At 37.4% G+C, this 20260-nt stretch carries 24 protein-coding genes and 1 pseudogene; 12 read left to right on the forward strand and 13 right to left on the reverse strand.

The annotated features are described in order from the left end of the window. Positions 1-26 precede the first annotated feature (26 nt). Together FN960_RS13490 and FN960_RS13495 are read left to right on the forward strand one after the other, a co-directional pair. On the forward strand, positions 27-1517 hold the full coding sequence (locus tag FN960_RS13490) for an alpha-amylase family glycosyl hydrolase (RefSeq protein WP_260682003.1): 1491 nt from the start codon (positions 27-29) through the stop codon (positions 1515-1517). A gap of 121 nt (positions 1518-1638) precedes the next feature. Next, positions 1639-2673: a LacI family DNA-binding transcriptional regulator gene (locus FN960_RS13495; RefSeq protein ID WP_143849261.1), complete on the forward strand. Its 1035-nt coding sequence runs from the start codon at positions 1639-1641 to the stop codon at positions 2671-2673. 79 nt (positions 2674-2752) lie between these two features. On the opposite strand, the gene FN960_RS13500 is transcribed toward FN960_RS13495, so the two are convergent. After that, positions 2753-3214 carry a GNAT family N-acetyltransferase gene (locus FN960_RS13500; protein ID WP_143849262.1) on the reverse strand — a complete coding sequence of 154 codons (462 nt, stop codon included), beginning with the start codon at positions 3212-3214 and terminating at the stop codon, positions 2753-2755. A 386-nt stretch (positions 3215-3600) separates the two neighbouring features. On the opposite strand from FN960_RS13500, the gene FN960_RS13505 reads away from it, so the two are divergent. Together FN960_RS13505 and FN960_RS13510 are read left to right on the forward strand one after the other, a co-directional pair. Further along, positions 3601-3999, forward strand: a complete 399-nt coding sequence (locus FN960_RS13505; protein ID WP_143849263.1) for a hypothetical protein — start codon at positions 3601-3603, stop codon at positions 3997-3999. Between the two features lie 57 nt (positions 4000-4056). Next, a complete protein-coding gene (locus FN960_RS13510; RefSeq protein WP_143849264.1) occupies positions 4057-4539 on the forward strand; it encodes an AAA family ATPase in 483 nt (160 codons plus the stop codon). A 434-nt stretch (positions 4540-4973) separates the two neighbouring features. Here FN960_RS13510 and FN960_RS13515 read toward each other — a convergent pair whose 3' ends face one another. After that, positions 4974-5426, reverse strand: coding sequence for a VOC family protein (locus tag FN960_RS13515; protein ID WP_143849402.1), 453 nt, complete (start codon positions 5424-5426; stop codon positions 4974-4976). A 79-nt stretch (positions 5427-5505) separates the two neighbouring features. Here FN960_RS13515 and FN960_RS13520 point away from each other — a divergent pair, with 79 nt between their 5' ends. Further along, entirely contained in the window at positions 5506-6414 is a 909-nt protein-coding gene (locus tag FN960_RS13520) for a helix-turn-helix transcriptional regulator (protein WP_143849265.1), read from the forward strand. A gap of 30 nt (positions 6415-6444) precedes the next feature. Here the strand turns inward: FN960_RS13520 and FN960_RS13525 are convergent, their stop codons facing one another. Further along, on the reverse strand, positions 6445-7323 hold the full coding sequence (locus FN960_RS13525; RefSeq protein WP_143849266.1) for an SDR family NAD(P)-dependent oxidoreductase: 879 nt from the start codon (positions 7321-7323) through the stop codon (positions 6445-6447). A gap of 151 nt (positions 7324-7474) precedes the next feature. Here FN960_RS13525 and FN960_RS13530 point away from each other — a divergent pair, with 151 nt between their 5' ends. After that, entirely contained in the window at positions 7475-7858 is a 384-nt protein-coding gene (locus tag FN960_RS13530) for a MerR family transcriptional regulator (protein WP_143849267.1), read from the forward strand. 206 nt (positions 7859-8064) lie between these two features. Further along, positions 8065-8280, forward strand: coding sequence for a hypothetical protein (locus FN960_RS13535; protein WP_143849268.1), 216 nt, complete (start codon positions 8065-8067; stop codon positions 8278-8280). A gap of 134 nt (positions 8281-8414) precedes the next feature. On the opposite strand, the pseudogene FN960_RS13540 reads toward FN960_RS13535, so the two are convergent. Together FN960_RS13540 and FN960_RS23205 are read right to left on the reverse strand one after the other, a co-directional pair. Continuing rightward, positions 8415-8855 (reverse strand): annotated as a pseudogene (locus FN960_RS13540) (glycine betaine ABC transporter substrate-binding protein); the annotation flags it as partial. Between the two features lie 110 nt (positions 8856-8965). After that, positions 8966-9097 carry a hypothetical protein gene (locus FN960_RS23205; RefSeq protein ID WP_260682004.1) on the reverse strand — a complete coding sequence of 44 codons (132 nt, stop codon included), beginning with the start codon at positions 9095-9097 and terminating at the stop codon, positions 8966-8968. A gap of 132 nt (positions 9098-9229) precedes the next feature. Between FN960_RS23205 and FN960_RS13545 the strand changes: the two genes are divergently transcribed. Next, positions 9230-9910 carry a cupin domain-containing protein gene (locus tag FN960_RS13545; RefSeq protein ID WP_143849270.1) on the forward strand — a complete coding sequence of 227 codons (681 nt, stop codon included), beginning with the start codon at positions 9230-9232 and terminating at the stop codon, positions 9908-9910. 592 nt (positions 9911-10502) lie between these two features. Here FN960_RS13545 and FN960_RS13550 read toward each other — a convergent pair. From FN960_RS13550 to FN960_RS13560, 3 genes are all read right to left on the reverse strand, one after another. After that, positions 10503-11168 carry an NAD-dependent epimerase/dehydratase family protein gene (locus FN960_RS13550; RefSeq protein ID WP_185971037.1) on the reverse strand — a complete coding sequence of 222 codons (666 nt, stop codon included), beginning with the start codon at positions 11166-11168 and terminating at the stop codon, positions 10503-10505. Between the two features lie 198 nt (positions 11169-11366). Beyond that, positions 11367-11636, reverse strand: coding sequence for a hypothetical protein (locus FN960_RS13555; RefSeq protein WP_143849272.1), 270 nt, complete (start codon positions 11634-11636; stop codon positions 11367-11369). Between the two features lie 74 nt (positions 11637-11710). After that, positions 11711-12457 (reverse strand): sulfite exporter TauE/SafE family protein, encoded by a 747-nt coding sequence (locus tag FN960_RS13560; RefSeq protein WP_143849273.1) that lies wholly within the window; start codon positions 12455-12457, stop codon positions 11711-11713. 565 nt (positions 12458-13022) lie between these two features. On the opposite strand from FN960_RS13560, the gene FN960_RS13570 reads away from it, so the two are divergent. The 3 genes from FN960_RS13570 to FN960_RS13580 all read left to right on the forward strand — a co-directional run bounded on the left by FN960_RS13570 (position 13023) and on the right by FN960_RS13580 (position 14890). Next, complete coding sequence (locus tag FN960_RS13570) at positions 13023-13853, forward strand: CPBP family intramembrane glutamic endopeptidase (RefSeq protein WP_143849274.1); 831 nt, start codon at positions 13023-13025, stop codon at positions 13851-13853. Positions 13854-14191: 338 nt separating this feature from the next. Then, positions 14192-14446 carry an Atu4866 domain-containing protein gene (locus FN960_RS13575; RefSeq protein WP_260682017.1) on the forward strand — a complete coding sequence of 85 codons (255 nt, stop codon included), beginning with the start codon at positions 14192-14194 and terminating at the stop codon, positions 14444-14446. A gap of 165 nt (positions 14447-14611) precedes the next feature. After that, entirely contained in the window at positions 14612-14890 is a 279-nt protein-coding gene (locus FN960_RS13580) for a hypothetical protein (protein WP_143849275.1), read from the forward strand. A gap of 683 nt (positions 14891-15573) precedes the next feature. On the opposite strand, the gene FN960_RS13585 is transcribed toward FN960_RS13580, so the two are convergent. The 5 genes from FN960_RS13585 to FN960_RS13600 are packed head-to-tail and all read right to left on the reverse strand — an operon-like array spanning position 15574 to position 19230. Continuing rightward, positions 15574-16188 (reverse strand): DJ-1/PfpI family protein, encoded by a 615-nt coding sequence (locus tag FN960_RS13585; RefSeq protein WP_143849276.1) that lies wholly within the window; start codon positions 16186-16188, stop codon positions 15574-15576. A 36-nt stretch (positions 16189-16224) separates the two neighbouring features. After that, complete coding sequence (locus FN960_RS22850; RefSeq protein ID WP_185971038.1) at positions 16225-16392, reverse strand: hypothetical protein; 168 nt, start codon at positions 16390-16392, stop codon at positions 16225-16227. Between the two features lie 15 nt (positions 16393-16407). Next, on the reverse strand, positions 16408-17046 hold the full coding sequence (locus FN960_RS13590) for a nucleotidyltransferase domain-containing protein (RefSeq protein ID WP_143849277.1): 639 nt from the start codon (positions 17044-17046) through the stop codon (positions 16408-16410). Positions 17047-17087: 41 nt separating this feature from the next. Further along, positions 17088-17465 carry a penicillinase repressor BlaI gene (blaI, locus tag FN960_RS13595; RefSeq protein ID WP_143849278.1) on the reverse strand — a complete coding sequence of 126 codons (378 nt, stop codon included), beginning with the start codon at positions 17463-17465 and terminating at the stop codon, positions 17088-17090. Beyond that, complete coding sequence (locus tag FN960_RS13600; protein ID WP_143849279.1) at positions 17458-19230, reverse strand: BlaR1 family beta-lactam sensor/signal transducer; 1773 nt, start codon at positions 19228-19230, stop codon at positions 17458-17460. Before FN960_RS13600 ends, blaI begins: the two co-directional genes overlap by 8 nt. Positions 19231-19349: 119 nt before the next feature. Here FN960_RS13600 and bla point away from each other — a divergent pair, with 119 nt between their 5' ends. Continuing rightward, positions 19350-20246 (forward strand): class A beta-lactamase, encoded by an 897-nt coding sequence (bla, locus tag FN960_RS13605; protein WP_143849280.1) that lies wholly within the window; start codon positions 19350-19352, stop codon positions 20244-20246. Positions 20247-20260: the final 14 nt, after the last annotated feature.

Raw genomic sequence — 20260 nt, forward strand, 5'->3', positions numbered from 1 at the left:
TCTATTAAACATACTAATGTGACATCATGAGTGTCGTAGATTTCTCTTTTCATGATTTGATAAAAAGAAAGGAAGATATGATGATTTTACTCAGAAAGATCACACTATTAATGTTGATTTTAACAATGGTTGCTTGTCAATCAAGAGATCAAATAGTAAATGAAAACGTAGATGCAGGAGATTCAGTAGAAGAAGTGGAATCTGTAGAGGGAGTCGAAGATGAAATGAAATCAGAAGTATTGAGTAATGCCCTGGTACCAGAGTGGTCAAAGGATTCAGTTATCTATGAAGTGAATTTTAGACATTATACTAAAGAGGGGACATTTGAATCTTTTAAAGAACACCTTCCTCGTCTTCAAGAATTAGGCGTTGATATTTTATGGTTTATGCCGATTCACCCTATTTCTGAAGAAAATAGATTAGGCACACTAGGGTCGTATTATGCAGTAAAGGATTACAAAGAAGTTAATCCGGAGTTTGGTACGATGGACGATTTTAGAGATTTAGTGGAGACCGCACAAGATATGGGTTTCTATGTCATATTAGATTGGGTAGCGAACCACACTGGTTGGGACCACAGTTGGATTCATGAGAATCCGAATTGGTATCAACAAAATAGTGAGGGGGAGATTATCAACCCACAAGAATTTAATTGGACGGACGTTGCACAATTAAATTTTGAGAATACAGAAATGCGTCAAGAAATGAAAGATGCCATGTTATTCTGGGTCGAAGAAGTAGGGGTAGATGGATTTAGGGCAGATTATGCGAACGGTGTACCGTTAGATTTTTGGGAGGATATTAGTGCAGAATTAAACGAGATTAAAGAAGTTTTTATGCTAGCAGAAGACGATAAAATAATGGAGTTACTAAATGAAGCCTTTCTTGTAAATTGGGGCTGGGGCTTTTATCATTTGATGAATGATATTGCAAATGAAAAAAGAGGAGTAACCGCTATACAGTCCTATACACAATGGGTAGATAAAACATATCCAAAAGGTTCTTATCCAATGAACTTTATGACAAATCATGATGAAAACTCTTGGAATGGAACAATTGAAGAGAAGTTTGGTGACGCCTCAGAAGCAATGGCAGCTTTATATTTTACGATTCCTGGCATCCCGCTGATATACTCTGGACAAGAAGCAGGGGATAAAAAAGGATTAGAGTTTTTTGATAAAGATGAAATTGATTGGTCTGATTTATCACTTCAACATTTTTATGCAGATTTAATACAATTGAAAAAAAATAATGAGGCACTATGGAATGGAAGTGCAGGTGGAGAGATCACTTTTTTCAATACATCCCACAACAAGCTATTGGCTTTTAAAAGAGAAAAAGAGGATAACCAGGTCATTGTAATTATGAACTTATCTTCTGAGGAGATCGAGGCGACTATTGAATTTGGCTTTGAAGGGAATTTTCAATTATTTCAAACGAACACTAGTGAAACATTAGGTATAGAAGGAACCTATCAATTAAGTCCTTGGGAGTATCGTATTTTATCAAATGAATAAGAAGTTTTTGATATATGCAAAGACTTTGCTATACTTACAAAAAGAAAAAAACTAGAACGTATCGTATAGCAACTAACGTTAGTAGAATGAGTAATATTAACCGGTTAAATAGGAGAGGGAAATGAATAAAAAACTAACCATTCGTGACGTAGCAAAGCATGCAGGCGTCTCACATGCAACGGTTTCATACGTTTTGAATGATGTAAAAAAAGTATCGGAAGAGACCAAATTAAAAGTACTTGCGTCCATTAAAGAATTAGATTACCATCCTGATTTCACTGCAATTAGCTTATCTAAAAGAAAATCTAACATTATTGGTCTGATGGTACCGTTAATTAAAGATTCTCCAGCATCCATGTTCACTAAGAACCAATATTATTATGAACTTTTAAGTGGTGTTGAGACAGTCGCTAGAGAGAATAATTTTGACACGATGATCACTGGTGTTGGAGAACCTGAAGAGTGTAGGGACTGGGTAATTAAACGTAATTTGGACGGCTTGATTATTCTGGGTATCTTCCCTGAACAATTATATACGGAGATGAAGAAACTAGATATACCTATTGTATTGATTGACACATACGAAGAACACACGAACGAATATAATAATGTAAAAATAGATGATGAATTAGGGGGTTATTTGGCGACTAAACATTTAGTGGAACTTGGTCATAGAAATATAGGATTTGTAGGTACTAATTTAAAAACAAGCCCGGTCGATATTAGACGATTTGAGGGATTTAAGAAGGTACATCGCGAGTATAATATCTTATTCGATGAAAAATTATTATTTGAGAGCTTTGATATTACCTTTGATCATGCTGTTAGTTTAGGGGAACATATATTGAGTATCCATCAAGATATCACTGCTATCGTCACTGTCTCGGATATATTAGGAATTGGGATAATTAATGCCTTTCAAAAGAATAAAAAGCATATACCTAATGATTGTTCAATTGTAGGGTTCGATGACTTGAGCATATGTAAGTATATTAACCCAGGTTTAACTACAATTAAACAAGATATTTTAAGTAAGGGAATGGTAGCTGCAGAATTAATAGTTAAATCACTCCAACTAGGTAGCTCCTCTTTTGCAAATAAGACTGTTGAGATACCTATTAATTTAGTAGTCAGAGGTTCAACAAAAGCAATATAATCAATAGTGCAAAGCTGTGCAACGAAAAAGCGCATAGCTCTGCACTATTTTTAAAAATTGGTAAGGAAGTTCACTTTTTTCATGATGGGTTTTTTAAATGTAATTTCATCCCATCATGACTTGATTCAAACCCTAACCTTTCGTAAAATCGATGCGCGTCTTTTCTTTTTTTATCCGTAGTCAGTTCTACCATACTACAGTTTTCTTTTTTGGATAGAGAGATAGCTTCTTTAAATAATTTTTCTCCAACGCCTTTTCCTCGGTGTTTTTGATCCACTCGAACGCCTTCAATTTGAGCACGCTTCATGCCCAGCCTTGATAATCCAGGTATAAATGTTAGCTGTAAAAAACCTAACAGCTGTTCGTTTTCAACGGCCACTAATACTTGATTGCCTTGTTGATTTTCCATTTCCTGAAAGGCTTCATAATATGCTGTGGGTAAAGGGTCTTCATATTGTTCTCTTTTTGAACCTAGCTCGTCATCTGCTAGCATACGGACAATTTCTGGTAGATCATACACAATTGCTTTTCTAAAAATCATGTTTATAAGCCTCCTTGAATTAAACTTTTTTCTCGAAAATACATTTGCAACACCTATTCGCTTTGCGTCATCCCGATAATCAGTAGAAGTATGCGAATCTGGTGTATAGCCATGATTTTTATAAATTGGAATATGCAAGTGAGAATCAAAGATTTTCATAAATTCTCATTCTTGTTTTTAGACTTTAGTTTAATCCTATCAAATTATTAATTTCACAGCCAGCTGTTAGCCAACGCTTAAAAAGTATTGATGTCTACTGGGGAACAATTATCTATACAAACCTCAAAAATATATAGACTTAATTAGTATTAAGAATATAAATACTTAACTAGGAGAGGTGTATTTATATTTGTATTGAATATATATCCGAGGAGGTGTTACCAATCTTGAAGATGAAAAGTTCATTGTTTACTGTGTTCATGCTTATTTGTTTTATACTTGTTGGCTGCTTAGGTGGCACAGAAAACAACACAGTGAGTAACACAGAAGAGAACATGACAGCAGAAGAGTTTTTAACACAAAATCCAGAATCTGATATGTTTATGTTTTACGGCATTATTCATAATACAAACGTTGATTGGGTAGACGAATTGACATTAACCAAGGGTGAACAGGTAGGAGAAATTAAAGAACAGGTAGCTGAAGGAAACTATGACTATGCCAATGGAACTGCAAACAAACTGCCAGTAGGTACGATCATTTATGAAGCAAAAGAAAGAGACGATATTCTGATCGTAGAAGTAAATGGAGAAGAGAAATATTATTATGCTTTAGTAGAGGGATAAGTGTTTCATTTGTTTAATGGACTATAGTTTTAGACCTTTTGAGAGGGGATTCTATATATGGGAATTAGAAATTATTTGATTGAGGGCGTTTCAGGTACCAGCAAAACAACCGTTTGCGAAGAATTGCAGCGGCGTGGCTACCACGCTATTCATGGTGACCGTGAATTGGCTTATCAAGGTAATCCTGAAACGGGAGAGCCATCAGATGGTAGCTTACATAAAAACCACATTTGGGATATGGACAAAGTAAATTCGTTTATTAATAATCAAACTGAGGCGGTGATATTTTTCTGCGGTGGTTCTAGAAATTATTCGAAATTCATAGATCAATTTGACGGGGTGTTTATCCTTGAGGTCGATCTTGACACATTGATAGGGCGGCTTAAGGAACGACCAAGTGATGAGTTTGGAGGCAAAAAAACGGAGCGGGAATTCATTGTGCGATTGCATCAAACAAAAGAAGACACTCCTAATGGAATACTAATTGATGCTACCGCACCGATCGAGCATGTAGTGGACGAGATTATCCGTCAAATTTGAGAACATGAATCATCATTGTTAACATTTTTATTAATCGTATATTTAAAACAACACCATGGCTCCTAGAGCAATGGCGTTCTACAACTGTTAACTATATTAAATTTCGCTCTTTTTCTAATGCTTGAACGGCTGATTCAAGATCTCTAATGCGTTTTAGCATACTCATGAATAGTGGCACATAACAAATTAGTATAACAATCATAATCCCCATAACTAGAATCCCCCAGTTTTTCAAATGAAATAAAAACCTTTACAGTTATCATACCAGTTTTTATGGAACATATTGATAAATTTTTTAAGTGAGCGTTGTTTTATTAAGAAGAGAGAATGGAAGAATAATAGGAAATTCCCAATAGCGAAAAAAGTGATATCTAATACATATAAGCTAAGAGTGATAGTAATCACACTTAGCTTTGTATATTTCTGAATGTCATTTAGTTAATCAAACGATCCAAGAATGTACTAGCATCACTGTTAAACTTCCACATTACACCGAACCTGTCTATTAACATGCCAAAGCTTGAGGACCAGGGTACTGAAGAAATAGGCATGATGATAGTGCCGTCTTTAGAGAGGTTTTCAAAGTATTGTTTATTCGACTCGGGGTCACCATCTATAATACTTATTATTACATTCGTGCCTTGAGCAACCTCACCTGTCACTGCTTGCATGGAAGGTAGTACATCAGAAATCATTATGATATTCTTTTCAAATTCGACGCTAGATTCCATAATCATGTTTTGTTCATCTTCTGTGAGCGGAGCAGATGAATCTGGTGGAAGTACCCCAAAATTCACTTTCTTTACTCTGGCGTGTAACGCGGTCTCATAAAAGTTGAGTGCCTCTTCTGCTTGTCCGTTAAATTGCAAATATGCGATTGCTTTCATCATTTGTTGCCTCCTCTACGTTATATCCATAGTATAATTGGGCATAGGCGACAACAGTATGTCGTATATAGGAGGTATTATGCAAAAGATAGAACGACTTATTTCAATCGTTATGATTTTATTACAAAAAGAGGTCGTCTCGGCCACGGAATTCAGCCGTCTTTTTAATGTCTCCAAGCGTACCATTCAGCGGGATATGGATTCACTAAGCTATGCCAATATCCCGATCTTTGCAAAGCATGGTCATGAGGGCGGATATGCGCTGATGGAAGAATATAAATTTGATAAACGTTTATTAAACCATCAAGATATTGAAAATATTGTGGTAGCATTAGGTGGATTTGAGCAGCTCGTAACCAATGAAGATATTCAGATAACCATTCAGAAAATTAAAGGAATGAGCCATGTAGATTTATCCCCGAAACTTGATGTCACATTTTATGATTGGCTAGGGAGAAGCCAATTAAAAGAAGAGATGAACTTTATCATGCAATCAATTGAACAGCATCTGTTAATCGAATTTGATTATGTAGATCAAAAAGGTGATATCACACATAGAACCATAGAGCCCTATTACTTACAGCTTAATGAGATGAAGTGGTATGTAGTTGGCCACTGTTTAGAACGTGAAGACTTTCGAACGTTTAAGATAACAAGGATGACTAATTTCAAAAGAAAAGGTTTCTTTGTTCCTAGGTCTTATAAAGAGTCTAAAAAAGAAAAACAACCCGTTGAGCATCCACGCATGATTAGCATTACATTGATGATTGATGTTTCTGTTAGAGATCAATTTATTGAGAGATATGGAAAACGATCTGTAACAAGAAAAACTAACAGAAATCATATCGTAAACATCGACTTACCTGAAAACCAATTTGCCTACCAATTTCTCGCTGGTTTCGGCGATAAAGTGAAAATTATCGAGCCAGAGAGTTATATCAATAAATATAGAAACTTTTTAGAGGAAGCATTGAGGCTTTATTACTAGCTCATGCTTCCTTAGGTCGGGGGAAAAGTTCTAGCTTTCGTTAGATTTCGATCGTTTATTGGACAGCTTTAAAAATTCTTCTCTGTACACGGTGTCTACCATTTGTAGCACCCTAGCACTTGTCTCAACCCAGGGTAGCCCGCCGGATGCTTCTTTTGTGAGGTAAGCGCCATTATCATAGTCATGTGCATGTATAGCGGCTTTAAGTAACCGGTTAGCCCCCTTACTCGGATGGGGGTAAAAAAATCGCATGATTAAATGTATTGGAAAAGGCAGTCCCGAATCTTTTCCTTTTCTTGTTGTATTATTACTGCCAGGGTCTACGCTAAGTATCTGGATATCATTACTGTCTCCTGTCGTGGCAACTTCCTTTGTCCATAAAGACAGAGCTAACTTAGAGGCCGCATAAGGACCCATTAACTTCTTAAAGGTGAGTGGTTTATGAATGTAATCAAGATCAAATTCTTTTAAAAATCGGAAAGCCTCTGTTGTTGTTTGGATCACTGTTTTTTTGTTTCCTTTAGTTAATAGCTCATTTAATTCCTTGTATATGATATAAGGTACGATGGTTTGCAACTCGTAATGCAGCTCTCGATGTTGCTTTGAAAACAGTAAGCTTGAAAAGCTCCCACCCGCATTATTAAAGATCACATCCAAATGATGTTCATGTTCTTTGATTTGATCTAATACGCTTTTAAGTTCGTTAAAGTCAGTAAGATCCGCATGATAAACTCTTAAATTTCCAAATGACAAAGCCTTTTCAATTTCTTCTGTTTTCTCTACAAAATCAGATCTTATGATGACCGCAACCTGCCATCCTTCTTTTAATAAGCTTTTTGTAAGCTCAAACCCAATACCGGAGCTTGCTCCTGTCACCAATGCCGTTCGGTCAAGCTGACTTTTTGTCATGATTATGCCTCCATCAATCTGCCTGAGCAGTAGTTAATAGAGAATAGTTTATAAGTTAAAGTCAACTTCAGGTCAAGAACTTTTTTTGAAACTATTGACTTGGAGTTAACTCCAGGTATTATACTGTAAAAAATTGAAAAGGAGTGAGCGTATGTATAGCATTGCTGAGGTCTCCAAGATAACAGGTCTAACAACAGATACGGTACGGTACTATGAAAAAATTGACTTACTGCCTCCGATAAGGAGAAAAACAAATGGGCATAGTATCTATTCTGATACAGATCTCCAAACGTTTCTTTTGATCAACTGTTTAAAGAAAACGGGTTTATCTTTGGTTGAAATCAAGCCATTTCTTAGCTTATCGATGGATACGAACATTGAAGATCACCCTGAATTAGAAGCAATGATAAGCAATCATAAAAACCATATTGAACATCAAATAGCCGAGTTACAAAAGGTATTGGATTTTATTGAAGTGTTTTTCTCCAAAAAGAATACAGGTGAACATTGTCACACTCAAAATCAATCAGCGTAGATCCCTAAATGTTAACCAAATACAATAAAAGTCACCTAGCGTCCTAGGATAATTTTATATTTGTACATTAAACATGATAATATAAGGCTTTTCACCTTACTATCAACATGTTTTTTCTTTGAAAATAGGGGTAAAGATGATAAAGAGCATAATAAGACTTAGGAGTCTAAAAAACAAAAGATTAACAAATGGTGGAGGGATTTTTTTTGGCATATTTAATTCAAGTCTATGTCATTGGACGTGAAGAACCAATTTATGAATCAGAAAGATACGATGGAGATGTGAAGAAAGGTGTAAAGGCTGTTGATGGAGCTTTAACTGACAATAAGATTGTATCATTTGGACTAATGGGTGAAGATGAAATTCTCATTCGCTCAGAAAATGTCACGCATGTGGAAATAACTGAGATCAAAGAAAAATAAGAGATTTTAAAGAGTAGCGGTCTAATCTGCTACTTTTTTTCTATCTATCTGAAATATTTATGGCAATTATATGATGTCTTAAAATGGTAAAAAAGCTAAGAGAATATCGGTCCTCTTAGCTTTTTCTTAAAAACTTAATCCAGCCATTCATCTACCACATCACGGTTGTTTTCTATCCATTCTGAAGCGGCACCAATTTCTTGTCGCAGGGAAAGAAGGTCAGAAAGCTGCTCTTCTGTAAAGAAGCTATTTTTAAGCCATCTATCGACCTCTGAGAAATCCTCTTTAATCCCATTACGACCAATGTAATAAATATCATCTGTTTCTCCAAAAACTTGGTCAGGATCTTCTAAGTATTTTAAATCATAATCTTCAAACGCATAATGAGGATTCCATAACGTAACAACAATAGGCTCTTGATTCTGATAAGCGTTGTCGAGCTGCTGCATCATAGCTTGTTCAGACGATTTAGTTAGTTCAAATGATTCTAAATCATAATGTGGCATAACCTCTTCTTCTAAAATCTGCATCATGGATGCCCCTGGATCAATACCAGTGATTGTAAAATCAAATTCATCTGCATAGTCTACGGGTCCTGCAAGGAGTTAATGTCCTCCATATACGCGGGAACAGCAAGACCAAGCTTAGCATCCTCGTAAAGCATGCCTTTTTCGGTAATTTCCATCTAGTCTGTATTCAATTGGACATAGGCTTGATCCGTAAAAGGCAGCCATGCTAGAAAAGCTACATCTAGATCGCCATCTCCAGCGTCACTCTCTCCACATGCAGATAGTGTTAGAGCGCCTGTTAAAATCATTCCAGATACATTTTTTGAGTTATTCAGTTATAAAAGAAAAAACAAGATAAATCGTGTTGACGAGGTAATGAACCATTTCTCTTTTTAATGCATAGGCTAACGCATAGATAAATTAAAAAGGAGATGGCTGGAGTGGCGATATTAGACATTGATTTTACTTCACCTGATGTTGAATATTTCTCAGATATAAGCGACAATAACTTCTTTACACTTGATGAGAATAATCTAATCAATGCGTTAGGGAGAAATAATCTAAACTCACTTGGAAACGTTTCACTACTAGATATTTATTTAAGTCGCGAAAAAGTGGTAGAACCGCATTATCATCAAAATGCCTCAGAACTTGTGTATTGTATTACGGGAAGTGCTTTAGTTTCTTTTATCAATCCATTCACAAATGAGTTAAATGAAATCAAAATTGAACCTGGTCAGGTAGCAAACGTGCCTCAGGGCTGGTGGCATTATGAAATTGCCCAAGAAGATGACACCCATCTACTAGCGGTTTTTGATGCACCTTATCCTCAGGTGATCTTAGGATCGGATCTTTTAAGGCTTACTCCTAAAGACGTGTTAGCACATACGTACTGTTTAGATGAGGAACAAGTAAGCGAAGCACTTTCACCGATTCAGTCTTCAGTGATTATCGGACCTTCTGATGATTGTGCTAATCCTGCTCAGTTGCAGCGCAAACAGTCACCGACTTATCATCAACACCCAAGGCACTACCCAGCGAATCCTTACCACCAAGGATATGCTAATTACCCACCACACCCACAGCAGACTTATACTCATCCTTATAATAGATATTACTAAAGTATAAACTGATAGAATCTATACTAATTTCATCGATGTATTTTGATAGAGGCGGGCTAATGTTTTGATTGCTTCGATTGCCGCTTCCAAAAAAAACGGGGGCACTTACCTGAGGGAAGGTATTGAGATAATCCGACTACGTCGGTTTATCTCAATGAACCTTTTATCAAGGACACTGAAAAAGACGTCTTCGTTTAACCACGTAATAACAGTTTAATCTTATCACAAGGATTTCGGGAATGAGAGGTAGATCCATCGGGTGGAAAGTGATATCTATAGGAAGAAAGCCCATCACATCGCAAGAATATCTAAACTCGCGTGCGTATGTCGGTAAGCCCAGCTAACCCAACCAACATCCCTGACCATGGATGGAAAATGCACGAAAATCATCGTGTGGTGCACGAAAAAGAGGAGGGCGTGCGCGGAAGTCAGGAAGCATAGCCAATCCACTTAAATAGGAATGATATGATCCAATGTCTGATTAGAAACGTACGCGAAAGAAGAAAACGAAGCTCCAGCGGGCCAGCACGCGGGTGCGTGCCCCATCCCAGTAGCGCAGCCGAAGCTATATTCATTTTTTGATTATAACTGATTATTTATCCATGATTTCATTCATTCGAACTGCATCATACATCGTTATGGGTTTTTTATCATGAACAGCAGAGTGGTACATGGCTTGTGCTACAACGCTTGGTTTAATCCCCATTTTTGCTTGAATTGTGACAGGGAAAATCCATGAGGTGAATTGAAAAATCTTAATGGCAAACAGTTCGCCTAGTCTAAATTCTTCACGATTCCCAACTAATAAGGATGGACGGAAAATGGATACTTTGGGAATATTTAATGATAAGAGTTTATCTTCTACCTCACCTTTTATTCGCGAGTAAAAAATTCGTGAAGATGAATTTGCTCCAACCGCACTGACTAGCAGAAAGTGGTTTAAACCATGCTTCATTGCAAGTATTGCTACTTTAAAGGGATACTCGACGTCAATTTTATACATATTCTCTTTTGTTTTTGCTTGTTTAATTGTAGTCCCTAAACAGCAGAATACATCTTCTGGATCGATTGTGGGATACTCTTCCTCTAGAGTATCAAAGTTAACGATGAAGACTTGGAGTTTATTATGAGTAATTTGAAGAGGCTTTCGTGCAAGGACAAAGATTTCACTATATGTATCTTTCTGCAAGAGGGTGTCAAGTAGTTCGGTGCCAACTAAACCACTAGCTCCTATGACTAATGCTTTTTTATCGTGCAATCTTATCATCTCCAGTTTATTTTTAACCATCGTGAAGGACATTAGTTTATTTACTCATAGAATAGAATTCAACATCTGATACTGTTACAGTAACACATTTCTCAAAATAACAAATAAAGAACGTTCCTACATACGGGACGTTCTTTATTTCATTTATTTGCTTTTTTCCTGTTTATAATATTAACAAAAAGAGATTTCTCATTTAGAAAGTTCGTCTAATTTTTTCTGTAATTGTTGAATTTGCTGCTCCATTGATCGTAATCGCTTATCCTGAAGGCTACTTTGTACATTCTGATCTGCGCTTTCTGCAAGTGTCTCATCAATAGCAACTCTTGCTGCAATTGTTGCAATGGCATCACCAATTGTTGTTAGGACTCCACCTAACAGAGCCAGCTTTAAACTGAAGGCAATCCCATCGTCATTAGGATTATTTTTTAATTGATTCATTTGATCATAATTTTTAGTCATACACTCACCTATATCTTTTAATACAGTAGCTTATTCACTTGAAGCGAAATGAGTTCCAGTTATTTGAACCGTTTCTATGCAAAAAGTATAAGGTTTAACGCAGCTAAACTAATTAAAATGAGGATAACCCTTTTTATAAAGGCTGCATTTACTATATTTAATAGTTTAAGGCCAAAGTACGTTCCCAAGACAACGGCCATGGTTCCTACAAGAAGGTATGCAACTAGTGGTGAATGAAAGTCCCCATTAAATGCATGCATTGTCAGAGAGAAACCGCTGGATAGGACGGATGTCAATTGAATGCCTACTATGTAACGGTATTTGCTACTTGGATAGACTAATAAGAAGTAACTAGCAAAAAATACCCCACCTATTCCAAAAAGACCGCCTGTTAATCCAGCTAACATTCCTAAGATCAATACAACTACGTGTTTTGGTGTTGGATTTGGCACGTCAGTTTTTCCTTTTAGTTTGGATAGTATTAATTGGTAGGCAACGATAAGAAGTAGAAAAAAACCTAACCACACTTTAATTTGTTCCAATTCACCATATTCACTTAGTATAAAAAACGCCGCAATTCTTCCTACCAAAACATACACCAAAAAAGTACGTATCGGTTTCCATTCAATGTAACGATAATATTTACTAACTACCGTAATACCACTGACAACTAATAATGTTAATACAATTAAAGTCGTGTCTTTAACCGTCATAAACATCGGTAATACCGCCGCAATGGTAAGTCCTATTCCAAGCCCAGTAGCGCCTTGCAGAAATGCCCCAATAAGTACAACACTGAAAACAATTATAAGTAGAGTAATAAGATCAGCTCAATTCTGTTAGTAAAAAGGATTCATGTTTAATTCTATTTTATCAATTGTATATTTATTATCTAGGATCAAGTATCAGATGATATAAAGTTTCGTTTTACAATCGAAGAAAGTCAGATGCGAAGTGTGAATATGGGTGATGAGGGGGGCATAGATAGTTTAGAGCTTTAACGATATAGGACCGGTATTAATAACATTATGCCAGGTAATTGCCGGCACCCTGATGGCACTATTGTCCATCACATGTGTTTGATAGTCACCTGCAAATGTTCACCTGTCCAGATTGCAGTATGATAGGTATCGTTGCCTTTTGCAGCTTCTGATATGTTAAGGGTGGGGGAGAGAGGATCCAAAGAATAAAGAAACGTAGAAATGACTGAAGTAATCTTTAGAAAAAGAAGGTTACACTGTATTGTATACCTCCTTTTGGTCTCTCTTTGACCTTGGCGCGATCTTTTTATCTTTAAATGTAATGACATTTTACACTATTCAAGGTTTGGTTCTTTGATCATAATGTGAAGTTGATAGCACTATATAGAAAGAGGTGGGGAGATAGATGGGATGTCAGCGTATACCACTTGTTTTGAGATTGTTCATTGTGTTTATGGCTACAGCAATCATTTGGTGGATCGTTAGAGGAGTAAATAGTTGGTTAGGCAGCCCAACAGAGTATGATCGCACGCTTCATACCATTTCAGCGTTGATTGTATTTTTCCTTGTCATCCCTGTTATTATTCTAGCTCGAAAGTATCTGGATCGACGACCTTGGTCAGGTTTAAGGCTAACCTCTCTAAAAAAAGGTTGGAAGTCATTTGTATATGGTGGTCTCAGCTATCTAATACCTGCAGGGGCAAGTCTATTACTATTTAGTGTGTTTCTGGGAACAACGGTTACCATCCAAGCGTCATTTACAGACCTTCTTCAAGCACTTATTGTCGTCATGATCCTCATTTTTTTATATGAGGCATTACCAGAAGAACTAATCTTTCGTGGCTATTTATATCGGAATCTTAATACAGTTGTAGAAAAGTGGAAAGCCGTTTGTTTCCAAAGTGGTTTGTTTTTATTATTTGCATTAGTTATCGGAGCAGCAACGAGTATTGACAGAATGGTATTCTTTTTTGCGATCGGCATGGTTATAGGTTTGGTTCGAGTCATGACAGGAAATGTGTGGAGTGCAGTAGGGTTTCATCTTGCTTTCCAAACCTGTCAGCAAATGATTAGTAATCCATACAATCAAGAGATTGTTACGGATTCCCCTGCTCTAATAGAAGTTCTTATTCTTGGGATTATTCCATTTTCATTTGCTATTATGACTCTTAAGCTGTTTGTAAAAGAAGAACCTGATTGGCAGAGGATTGAGCCTGATACATTTGAAAAAGAGTAAGATCGAAATATTAAACTGTTCGTTATTAATCCCGAACTCTCACGTTTATGTATCATTAATAAACAATAATGGAGAATTAGGCAATGATTCGCTGGTAATTTTCTATTAGTGCTTGGTTCTTCTAGCTCATAATGAAGGTTGGGACATAACTAAACGTTCACTGTCCCAGCCTTATTAATTTATGTCGGGAGCTGATCACTTTGAAAAAATGGGATAAAGTTTTTTTGCTTTTTGTATGTATAATAATTTTTAGTGCTTGTTCAACCGGTGATCAAGTAATTGAAGAAGAGCAGCTAGTGACGGATAGCAACAGTCCGTCAGATACTGAAGAGGAGGAAATTCTAGTTGATGACGACCATCCATATGTGGGGATGTGGATAACAGAGGACGGATATATACGCCAAGAGCTCTTGCCAGATGGGCGATATGATGAAGCACGTGGTGACAGAGAGAGTGCATATACTGGAGATTACATGATAGAAGGCAACCAGATTTACTACGAGGATGATACTGGATTTTCTGCAGACGGAGAATTCCGAGATGACGTCCTCTATCATGCTGGAATGGTGTTTTATCGGGAAGAAGATCGTTAATTATGAAATGGTTTTTATGTTATACGGAAAGCAGACAAACATAAATTCGAACGATCACGTCAGTGCTGAGTATTGACGTGATCGTTCGGATTTTTTTGTTTATAAAGACGCAGGACAGACTATGATTTTAACAAAGATATTGGTAAAATTATGTGGTTAATAACAATGATTAAAAAGCTACATAGTGAAGGAAGAGACAATATGATGAACTGGGGAAGCATACTTAAATTTGGAGTCTTAGGATTATTTATAGGGATTGGCATGAGCTTGTTTATTCCAACTGTTTTTATTGAAAGCAAGACAGTAGGGACTTTTTCAAGCGTCACTACGTACCACACCACCAGTCAAACAATACTTAATATCGCAAAATATGGAGTACTAGGCGCAGGAGCATGTATCGCGTTTTCTATGGCGTATCAACTAAGAAACAGACAGGTGGAGTAGTGAGTAGGGTGCTTTAGAAAGAAGAACGGGTGGGGCAGTAAGACGTGCGAGAGTAATACCAAGAGCTGAGTCTAGATAGCAAGAAGAATGGACAGGATAGCAAGAGGTACAGGTGATTTACCAAGAGCGGAGCCCCGGTAGCAAGAAGAAGCGGCAGGACAGCAAGAGGTACGAAAGAAATACCAAGAGCGGAGCCATGATAGCAAGAAGAATCGGCAGGACAGCAAGAAGCACGAAAGAAATACCAAGAACGGAACCCCGATAGCAAGAAGAACAGGTAGGATAGCAAGAAGCACGAAAGAAATACCAAGAACGGAACTCCGATAGCAAGAAGAACAGGCAGGACAGCAAGAGGTACGAGTGATTTACCAAGAACGGAACCCCGGTAGCAAGAAGAATCGGCAGGGCAGCAAGAGGTACGAGTGATTTACCAAGAACGGAACCCCGGTAGCAAGAAGAATCGGCAGGACAGCAAGAGGTACGAGTGATTTACCAAGAACGGAACCCCGGTAGCAAGAAGAACAGGCATGACAGCAAGATCTACAGAGATTTACCAAGAGCCTTGAAGAATCTTATCTAAGATAACTTGATTCTGATGTCCATCCATGGTCGCCATTTTCCTAAAGTATATAAATGAGAAATAATAATAACCTCCCTACTGTAAATTAAAAAGCTCTTCAGCTTTAATCTAATTCAATCGTATGAGCGGTACGTCTAGCTGTTTCTTCGTCAAATAATTTTCGAACTACGTGTAATGCCATTTGAATGCCAGCAGACACTCCTGCTGATGTAATGATATTTCCTTCGTCTACATATTTTGTACCTCGAATAACTTCGATATAGGGGTAACGGATATTTAACAAATCCAAAGCTGACCGGTTTGTTGTTGCTTTCTTACCGTGAAGCAAGCCGGCTTTTGCTAAGAAGAATGCGCCGGTGCAGACTGACGCCACTAGCTTATCCTTATATCCAGCAATCCAGTTGATGATCTCCTGATTCTTTTCTACAAGCTTAATGGCTTTTAATGGCCCCCCAGGAACAATAATGATGTCGAAAGTGGGTGCGTTTGCCAAACTATAGTCAGGAAGAACTTTTAAACCGTTGTGTACAGTGATTTGCTTGCCGTAATGAGATATTGTGCTTACCTTGAATGGTTTTTTATCCAGAGTATTTGTAAAAAGCTTCATGACATCGCTCTCATTAAAAGTCGTTAGGTTAAAAACTTCATAAGGACCTGAAAAGTCTAAAGCATCTACATAATCAAACAGCAGTATTCCTACGTGATAATTGCGCTGCATTATAATCACTCCCATTTACAAAATACTATACCCCCCTTATGTATTTTTAGCAATATCCTTTTCAAAATCGTTCATAAATATCTCCTGAAGAAATGCCTCTAACATAATTCTATCACCACCAACTTCTTCATAATCAAGGGCAGTCACATCAAAATAAAGGTGTACGATATCAAAAAGTTTATCTCGTAGGCACTCAAAGTTCATTTTCACTTCATAGGTCTAACGTAATTTAGTAGTATAGTTGTTATCTAATAAATCGATTGCCCTATCAAAGTCGTAGCTCATTTGATTTTGTAAACAAAGGATTTGGATGATGTGATCACGAATATAATCTAGGTCTTTAACTGCTTTAATGAATTGACCTCTTTTAATAGCAACAGCTGCACCTCGAACAAATTGCCATATTAAGCTCAACGACTGTTCTTTGACTTCATCTGCACTTGGCTGAGACTCATGATTCAAAGTGGATGCAAGTTTATTTGAAACCGTGTTGTCTTTATCAAAAAGAACAATCCAATTGGGTTTGGTTGCTCTTAATTGTTCAAAAGACCAGACACCAAGATCTAACTCAAGATAGTGATCAAAAAAGAAGCAGGTGACAAAAATGTCTTCTTTATGACGATATGTTTTTACTTTCAGAATAGAGAATGTTGATTGCAAGTATTCACTCAGCTGCTGATTAATTGGTTCTACGTCTTCCGAATTCTTCACCACAACAAGTAAGTCAAGGTCAGAATAACGATCTCTGAAACCCGAAGACCCTGAACCTACGAGTACTAGAGCTTGTACCCTGTTTAGTGTGGATGTGAAGCGTTTTAAATCATCCATTAATGCAGTACGGTCAGAGGGTGTAAACATGAAAACTCCTTTCAAAAAATTTTATAATGTCAATATACTATTTACTCAATCTTATCATCAAGAAGATCTCTCAACTCTTGCAGCTCAGATTTAGTTAAGGTCTCTTCTTCAAGAAATTGGACTAGCATAGACTTAGTTGTGCCCTCGTAGACACGATTAACAAAGGACTTTGTCTCAGAACGTTTACATTCGGCCTCTGTGTAAAGAGGAGAGAAGGTATAGATTCTCTCCTCTTTATTTGCTTCTACCACTTGTTTTTTAGTTAATCGATCGAGTAATGTGCGAATCGTTTTTGGCTTCCAGTCCACACGCTGATTCAAATCTTTAATGATCTGATTTGCAGTTTTGGGTGACTGTTTCCATAATGCCTTCATAACTTCCCACTCTGCCTCTGTAATACTAGGCAACTCTCTATTCATTCTCGACCCCACCTTTATAAATTCCCTTATCTTCTAAGATTTTATATGTCACTTGGGCAGCTTCATAGCCCCAAGCCTCTTTATTGCTCTGTATATTCGTAGCAAAAAACCAAATGTCATCTTTCGTCTCTACAAAGCCAATGAACCAGCCATTTACCGCTTGTTGATTTACGATACCTGTGCCTGTTTTTCCATAAAAAACACCTCGTTCATCCTTTGTAAGCATCATCGAGTCCTTCACACTCTGGACTGTCTCTTCCTGAAAACCATAATCATTTTGATAAAGTGAACGTAACTGCTCTACTTGCTCAACGGGCGAAATTTTTAAAGTGGATTCTAACCAGAATGGCTTATCTGAATTGGCAATCATCTGATTCCCGTAACTTATTTGATTTATAAGCTGCTGCATCTTCTCGTACTGAATAGTTGCCTCTATATCTTCAAAGTACCAATTCACAGAATACTGCATAGCTGTATCCAAGGTTTGATTCTGATTCCATTCTTCATGTTCATACATTGTTCCATCCCATTCAACAGCTGTATCTGGATGAAAGAGATTCATTTCTAATCCGAATAGAGCACTAAAAGGTTTGAAAGTTGAATTGGGAGACACCCGCTCTTTACTGCCTTGTTTATTATGAATGGTATAACGATTCTGTTTCTCACTAAATAAAACAAAGCTTCCATCCTGCTTATGGAAGTAATCATCTAACTCTTCATAATCAGCGTTGTGATCGTCAAATTGATAGGTTGAATTTGCAGGTGTTGCTGTAGCGATCAGAGGGATCTGGGCAAGGACCAGCAATGACAAGCTGACGAAGATTAGTAAACCTTTCTTCAAGTGAACTTGTAAGTAGGCAATATGTTTAATTCGCTCTTTAATATGTGACTTCTCTCCGCCAAACTCGTTACTAATATGAGTAAAAGTTGGCTGGTTACTCTTTAACTCCATAAAACGGATAAGGGTGCGGCCGTAGGATGTCTTATGTTTCATCCCTAAGGATTGAATAACGGCTGTGTCACACACCATTTCACGGTCCAAACGCATTGATTTGAACGCTTTCCAAACAAGTGGATGAAACCAATACATGATTTGAAAAGGTATAAAAATAGCATTGGTTTTGGGGTGATGTAACTTCACATGCTGTAGCTCATGCATGAGTACATGGCGAATTTCAGTTGTTGATAGATCTTGATCCAGTTTCTTTGGAACAAGCAAATATGTTCTAAAGAACCCAAAGACAATGGGGGACTGTATGGCAGAGGTTTCAAGTAACTGTATGTTCGGATTAAATCTTATCTGCTGTAAACACCAATGAAATTGTGTGTGTACGATTGGACTTTGTACGGGTGATGCTGTCTTTATTTGATGTTTAATTTGTCTCATGGAACGAAGCAAAACAAGTATCAACAATAAAGCTCCAATGGACCATATAGACAACAGGATTAAAAAAAGCCAAGTATACTCCGTTTTATAAACAGAGGTGCTAAGATCAGCTATCCATCCTGACTGCTCTAATTGAATGGGTGAAGCGCCTTCTTGTGCACTGTCAGTTTGAACAGGTAGTGATGTTTGACTTGGAATAATTGAAAGAAGCGAGTGTAACGGTAAAAAGGGCAAGACTAAAGACGCCATAAATAGATACCATAGACGATAGCGCCATTTTACTGATAAGTAGTTTTTGAAAACAGAGCGGATTGTAAAGATGATACCAGCCATCATGGTTATGCATAGGATAGAAACAAGAAGTTTAGATAAAAACATATCCGTCCTCCCTTCTAGTATTTTTCACATTGTCATCATATCACGTGGAAAAAACATTTGACAGCATAAGATTACATTTGTAATATTGATTACAGTTGTAATCTTAATTTTAGAGAGGAATGATAAATATGAAAAGATACATAATGGCAACGATAGTTGGTTTGGTTGCATTAGCCGGTTGTTCAACAGAAGACCTTTCTCCATCGGTAGCTGCAGATGAACCTTCACTTGAGGAGCAGCTTAGTAAGCTGGAGGAGGAATATGATGCTAGATTGGGGATTTATGCATTTGAAGCTGGAGGAGAGACTGCTGTTGCCTATCAGGAAGATGAGCGATTTGCTTATGCTTCAACACATAAGGCGCTAGCCGTAGGTGTGCTCCTTCAACAAAAAACAATGGAAGAATTAGAAAAACGAATCACATACACAGAGGAGGACTTAGTTACGTACAGTCCAATCACCGAGCAGCATATTGATACAGGTCTGACATTAAAAGAAATAAGTGATGCATCCATACGTTATAGTGATAACTCCGCAGCTAATTTTATCTTTGACGAGATTGGAGGCCCGGAAGGCTTTGCACAATCGTTACGTGAGATTGGCGATGACGTGACGCAGCCCGAACGAATCGAAACAGAACTGAATGATGTGAAACCAGGAGAAACCAGAGATACAAGTACTGCAAAAGCGTTAGCCGAAAGCTTATACACTTTTTCTGTGGGTGATGGATTAGAAGAGGAGAAGCGAGAATTACTAAATGATTGGCTCATTCGTAATACGACTGGAGATCACTTAATTCGTGCTGGGGTTCCTGAAGAATGGAAGGTTGGAGACAAAACGGGATCAGCCGCATACGGAACGAGAAACGACATTGGTGTCATTTGGCCACCAGATTCTGAACCCATAATCATTGCTGTCTTATCGAGTCGTGATCAAGAAGAGGCAGATACAGATGACGAGTTAATTGCTAAAGCTACAGAAGAAGTGATAAAGAGATTTATGGAAAAGGGCAATTAACTATTCATTTTATC

Origin of the sequence: Alkalicoccobacillus porphyridii (genome assembly GCF_007293315.1) — a bacterium.
Taxonomy (GTDB): domain Bacteria; phylum Bacillota; class Bacilli; order Bacillales; family Bacillaceae_D; genus Alkalicoccobacillus; species Alkalicoccobacillus porphyridii.

Excerpts from the sequence above, each read along its gene's own strand:
- blaI (WP_143849278.1), bottom strand. The coding sequence starts at position 17,465 with ATGAATAGAGAGTTGCCTAGTATTACAGAGGCAGAGTGGGAAGTTATG.
- FN960_RS13520 (WP_143849265.1), top strand. The coding sequence starts at position 5,506 with ATGCAAAAGATAGAACGACTTATTTCAATCGTTATGATTTTATTACAA.
- FN960_RS13590 (WP_143849277.1), bottom strand. The coding sequence starts at position 17,046 with ATGTTTACACCCTCTGACCGTACTGCATTAATGGATGATTTAAAACGC.
- FN960_RS22850 (WP_185971038.1), bottom strand. The coding sequence starts at position 16,392 with ATGAACTTTGAGTGCCTACGAGATAAACTTTTTGATATCGTACACCTT.
- FN960_RS23205 (WP_260682004.1), bottom strand. The coding sequence starts at position 9,097 with ATGATTTTAACAGGCGCTCTAACACTATCTGCATGTGGAGAGAGTGAC.
- FN960_RS13510 (WP_143849264.1), top strand. The coding sequence starts at position 4,057 with ATGGGAATTAGAAATTATTTGATTGAGGGCGTTTCAGGTACCAGCAAA.
- FN960_RS13555 (WP_143849272.1), bottom strand. The coding sequence starts at position 11,636 with ATGACTAAAAATTATGATCAAATGAATCAATTAAAAAATAATCCTAAT.
- FN960_RS13495 (WP_143849261.1), top strand. The coding sequence starts at position 1,639 with ATGAATAAAAAACTAACCATTCGTGACGTAGCAAAGCATGCAGGCGTC.
- FN960_RS13500 (WP_143849262.1), bottom strand. The coding sequence starts at position 3,214 with ATGATTTTTAGAAAAGCAATTGTGTATGATCTACCAGAAATTGTCCGT.
- FN960_RS13530 (WP_143849267.1), top strand. The coding sequence starts at position 7,475 with ATGTATAGCATTGCTGAGGTCTCCAAGATAACAGGTCTAACAACAGAT.
- FN960_RS13490 (WP_260682003.1), top strand. The coding sequence starts at position 27 with ATGAGTGTCGTAGATTTCTCTTTTCATGATTTGATAAAAAGAAAGGAA.
- FN960_RS13585 (WP_143849276.1), bottom strand. The coding sequence starts at position 16,188 with ATGCAGCGCAATTATCACGTAGGAATACTGCTGTTTGATTATGTAGAT.
- bla (WP_143849280.1), top strand. The coding sequence starts at position 19,350 with ATGATAAATATGAAAAGATACATAATGGCAACGATAGTTGGTTTGGTT.
- FN960_RS13600 (WP_143849279.1), bottom strand. The coding sequence starts at position 19,230 with ATGTTTTTATCTAAACTTCTTGTTTCTATCCTATGCATAACCATGATG.
- FN960_RS13570 (WP_143849274.1), top strand. The coding sequence starts at position 13,023 with ATGGGATGTCAGCGTATACCACTTGTTTTGAGATTGTTCATTGTGTTT.
- FN960_RS13525 (WP_143849266.1), bottom strand. The coding sequence starts at position 7,323 with ATGACAAAAAGTCAGCTTGACCGAACGGCATTGGTGACAGGAGCAAGC.
- FN960_RS13580 (WP_143849275.1), top strand. The coding sequence starts at position 14,612 with ATGATTAAAAAGCTACATAGTGAAGGAAGAGACAATATGATGAACTGG.
- FN960_RS13515 (WP_143849402.1), bottom strand. The coding sequence starts at position 5,426 with ATGAAAGCAATCGCATATTTGCAATTTAACGGACAAGCAGAAGAGGCA.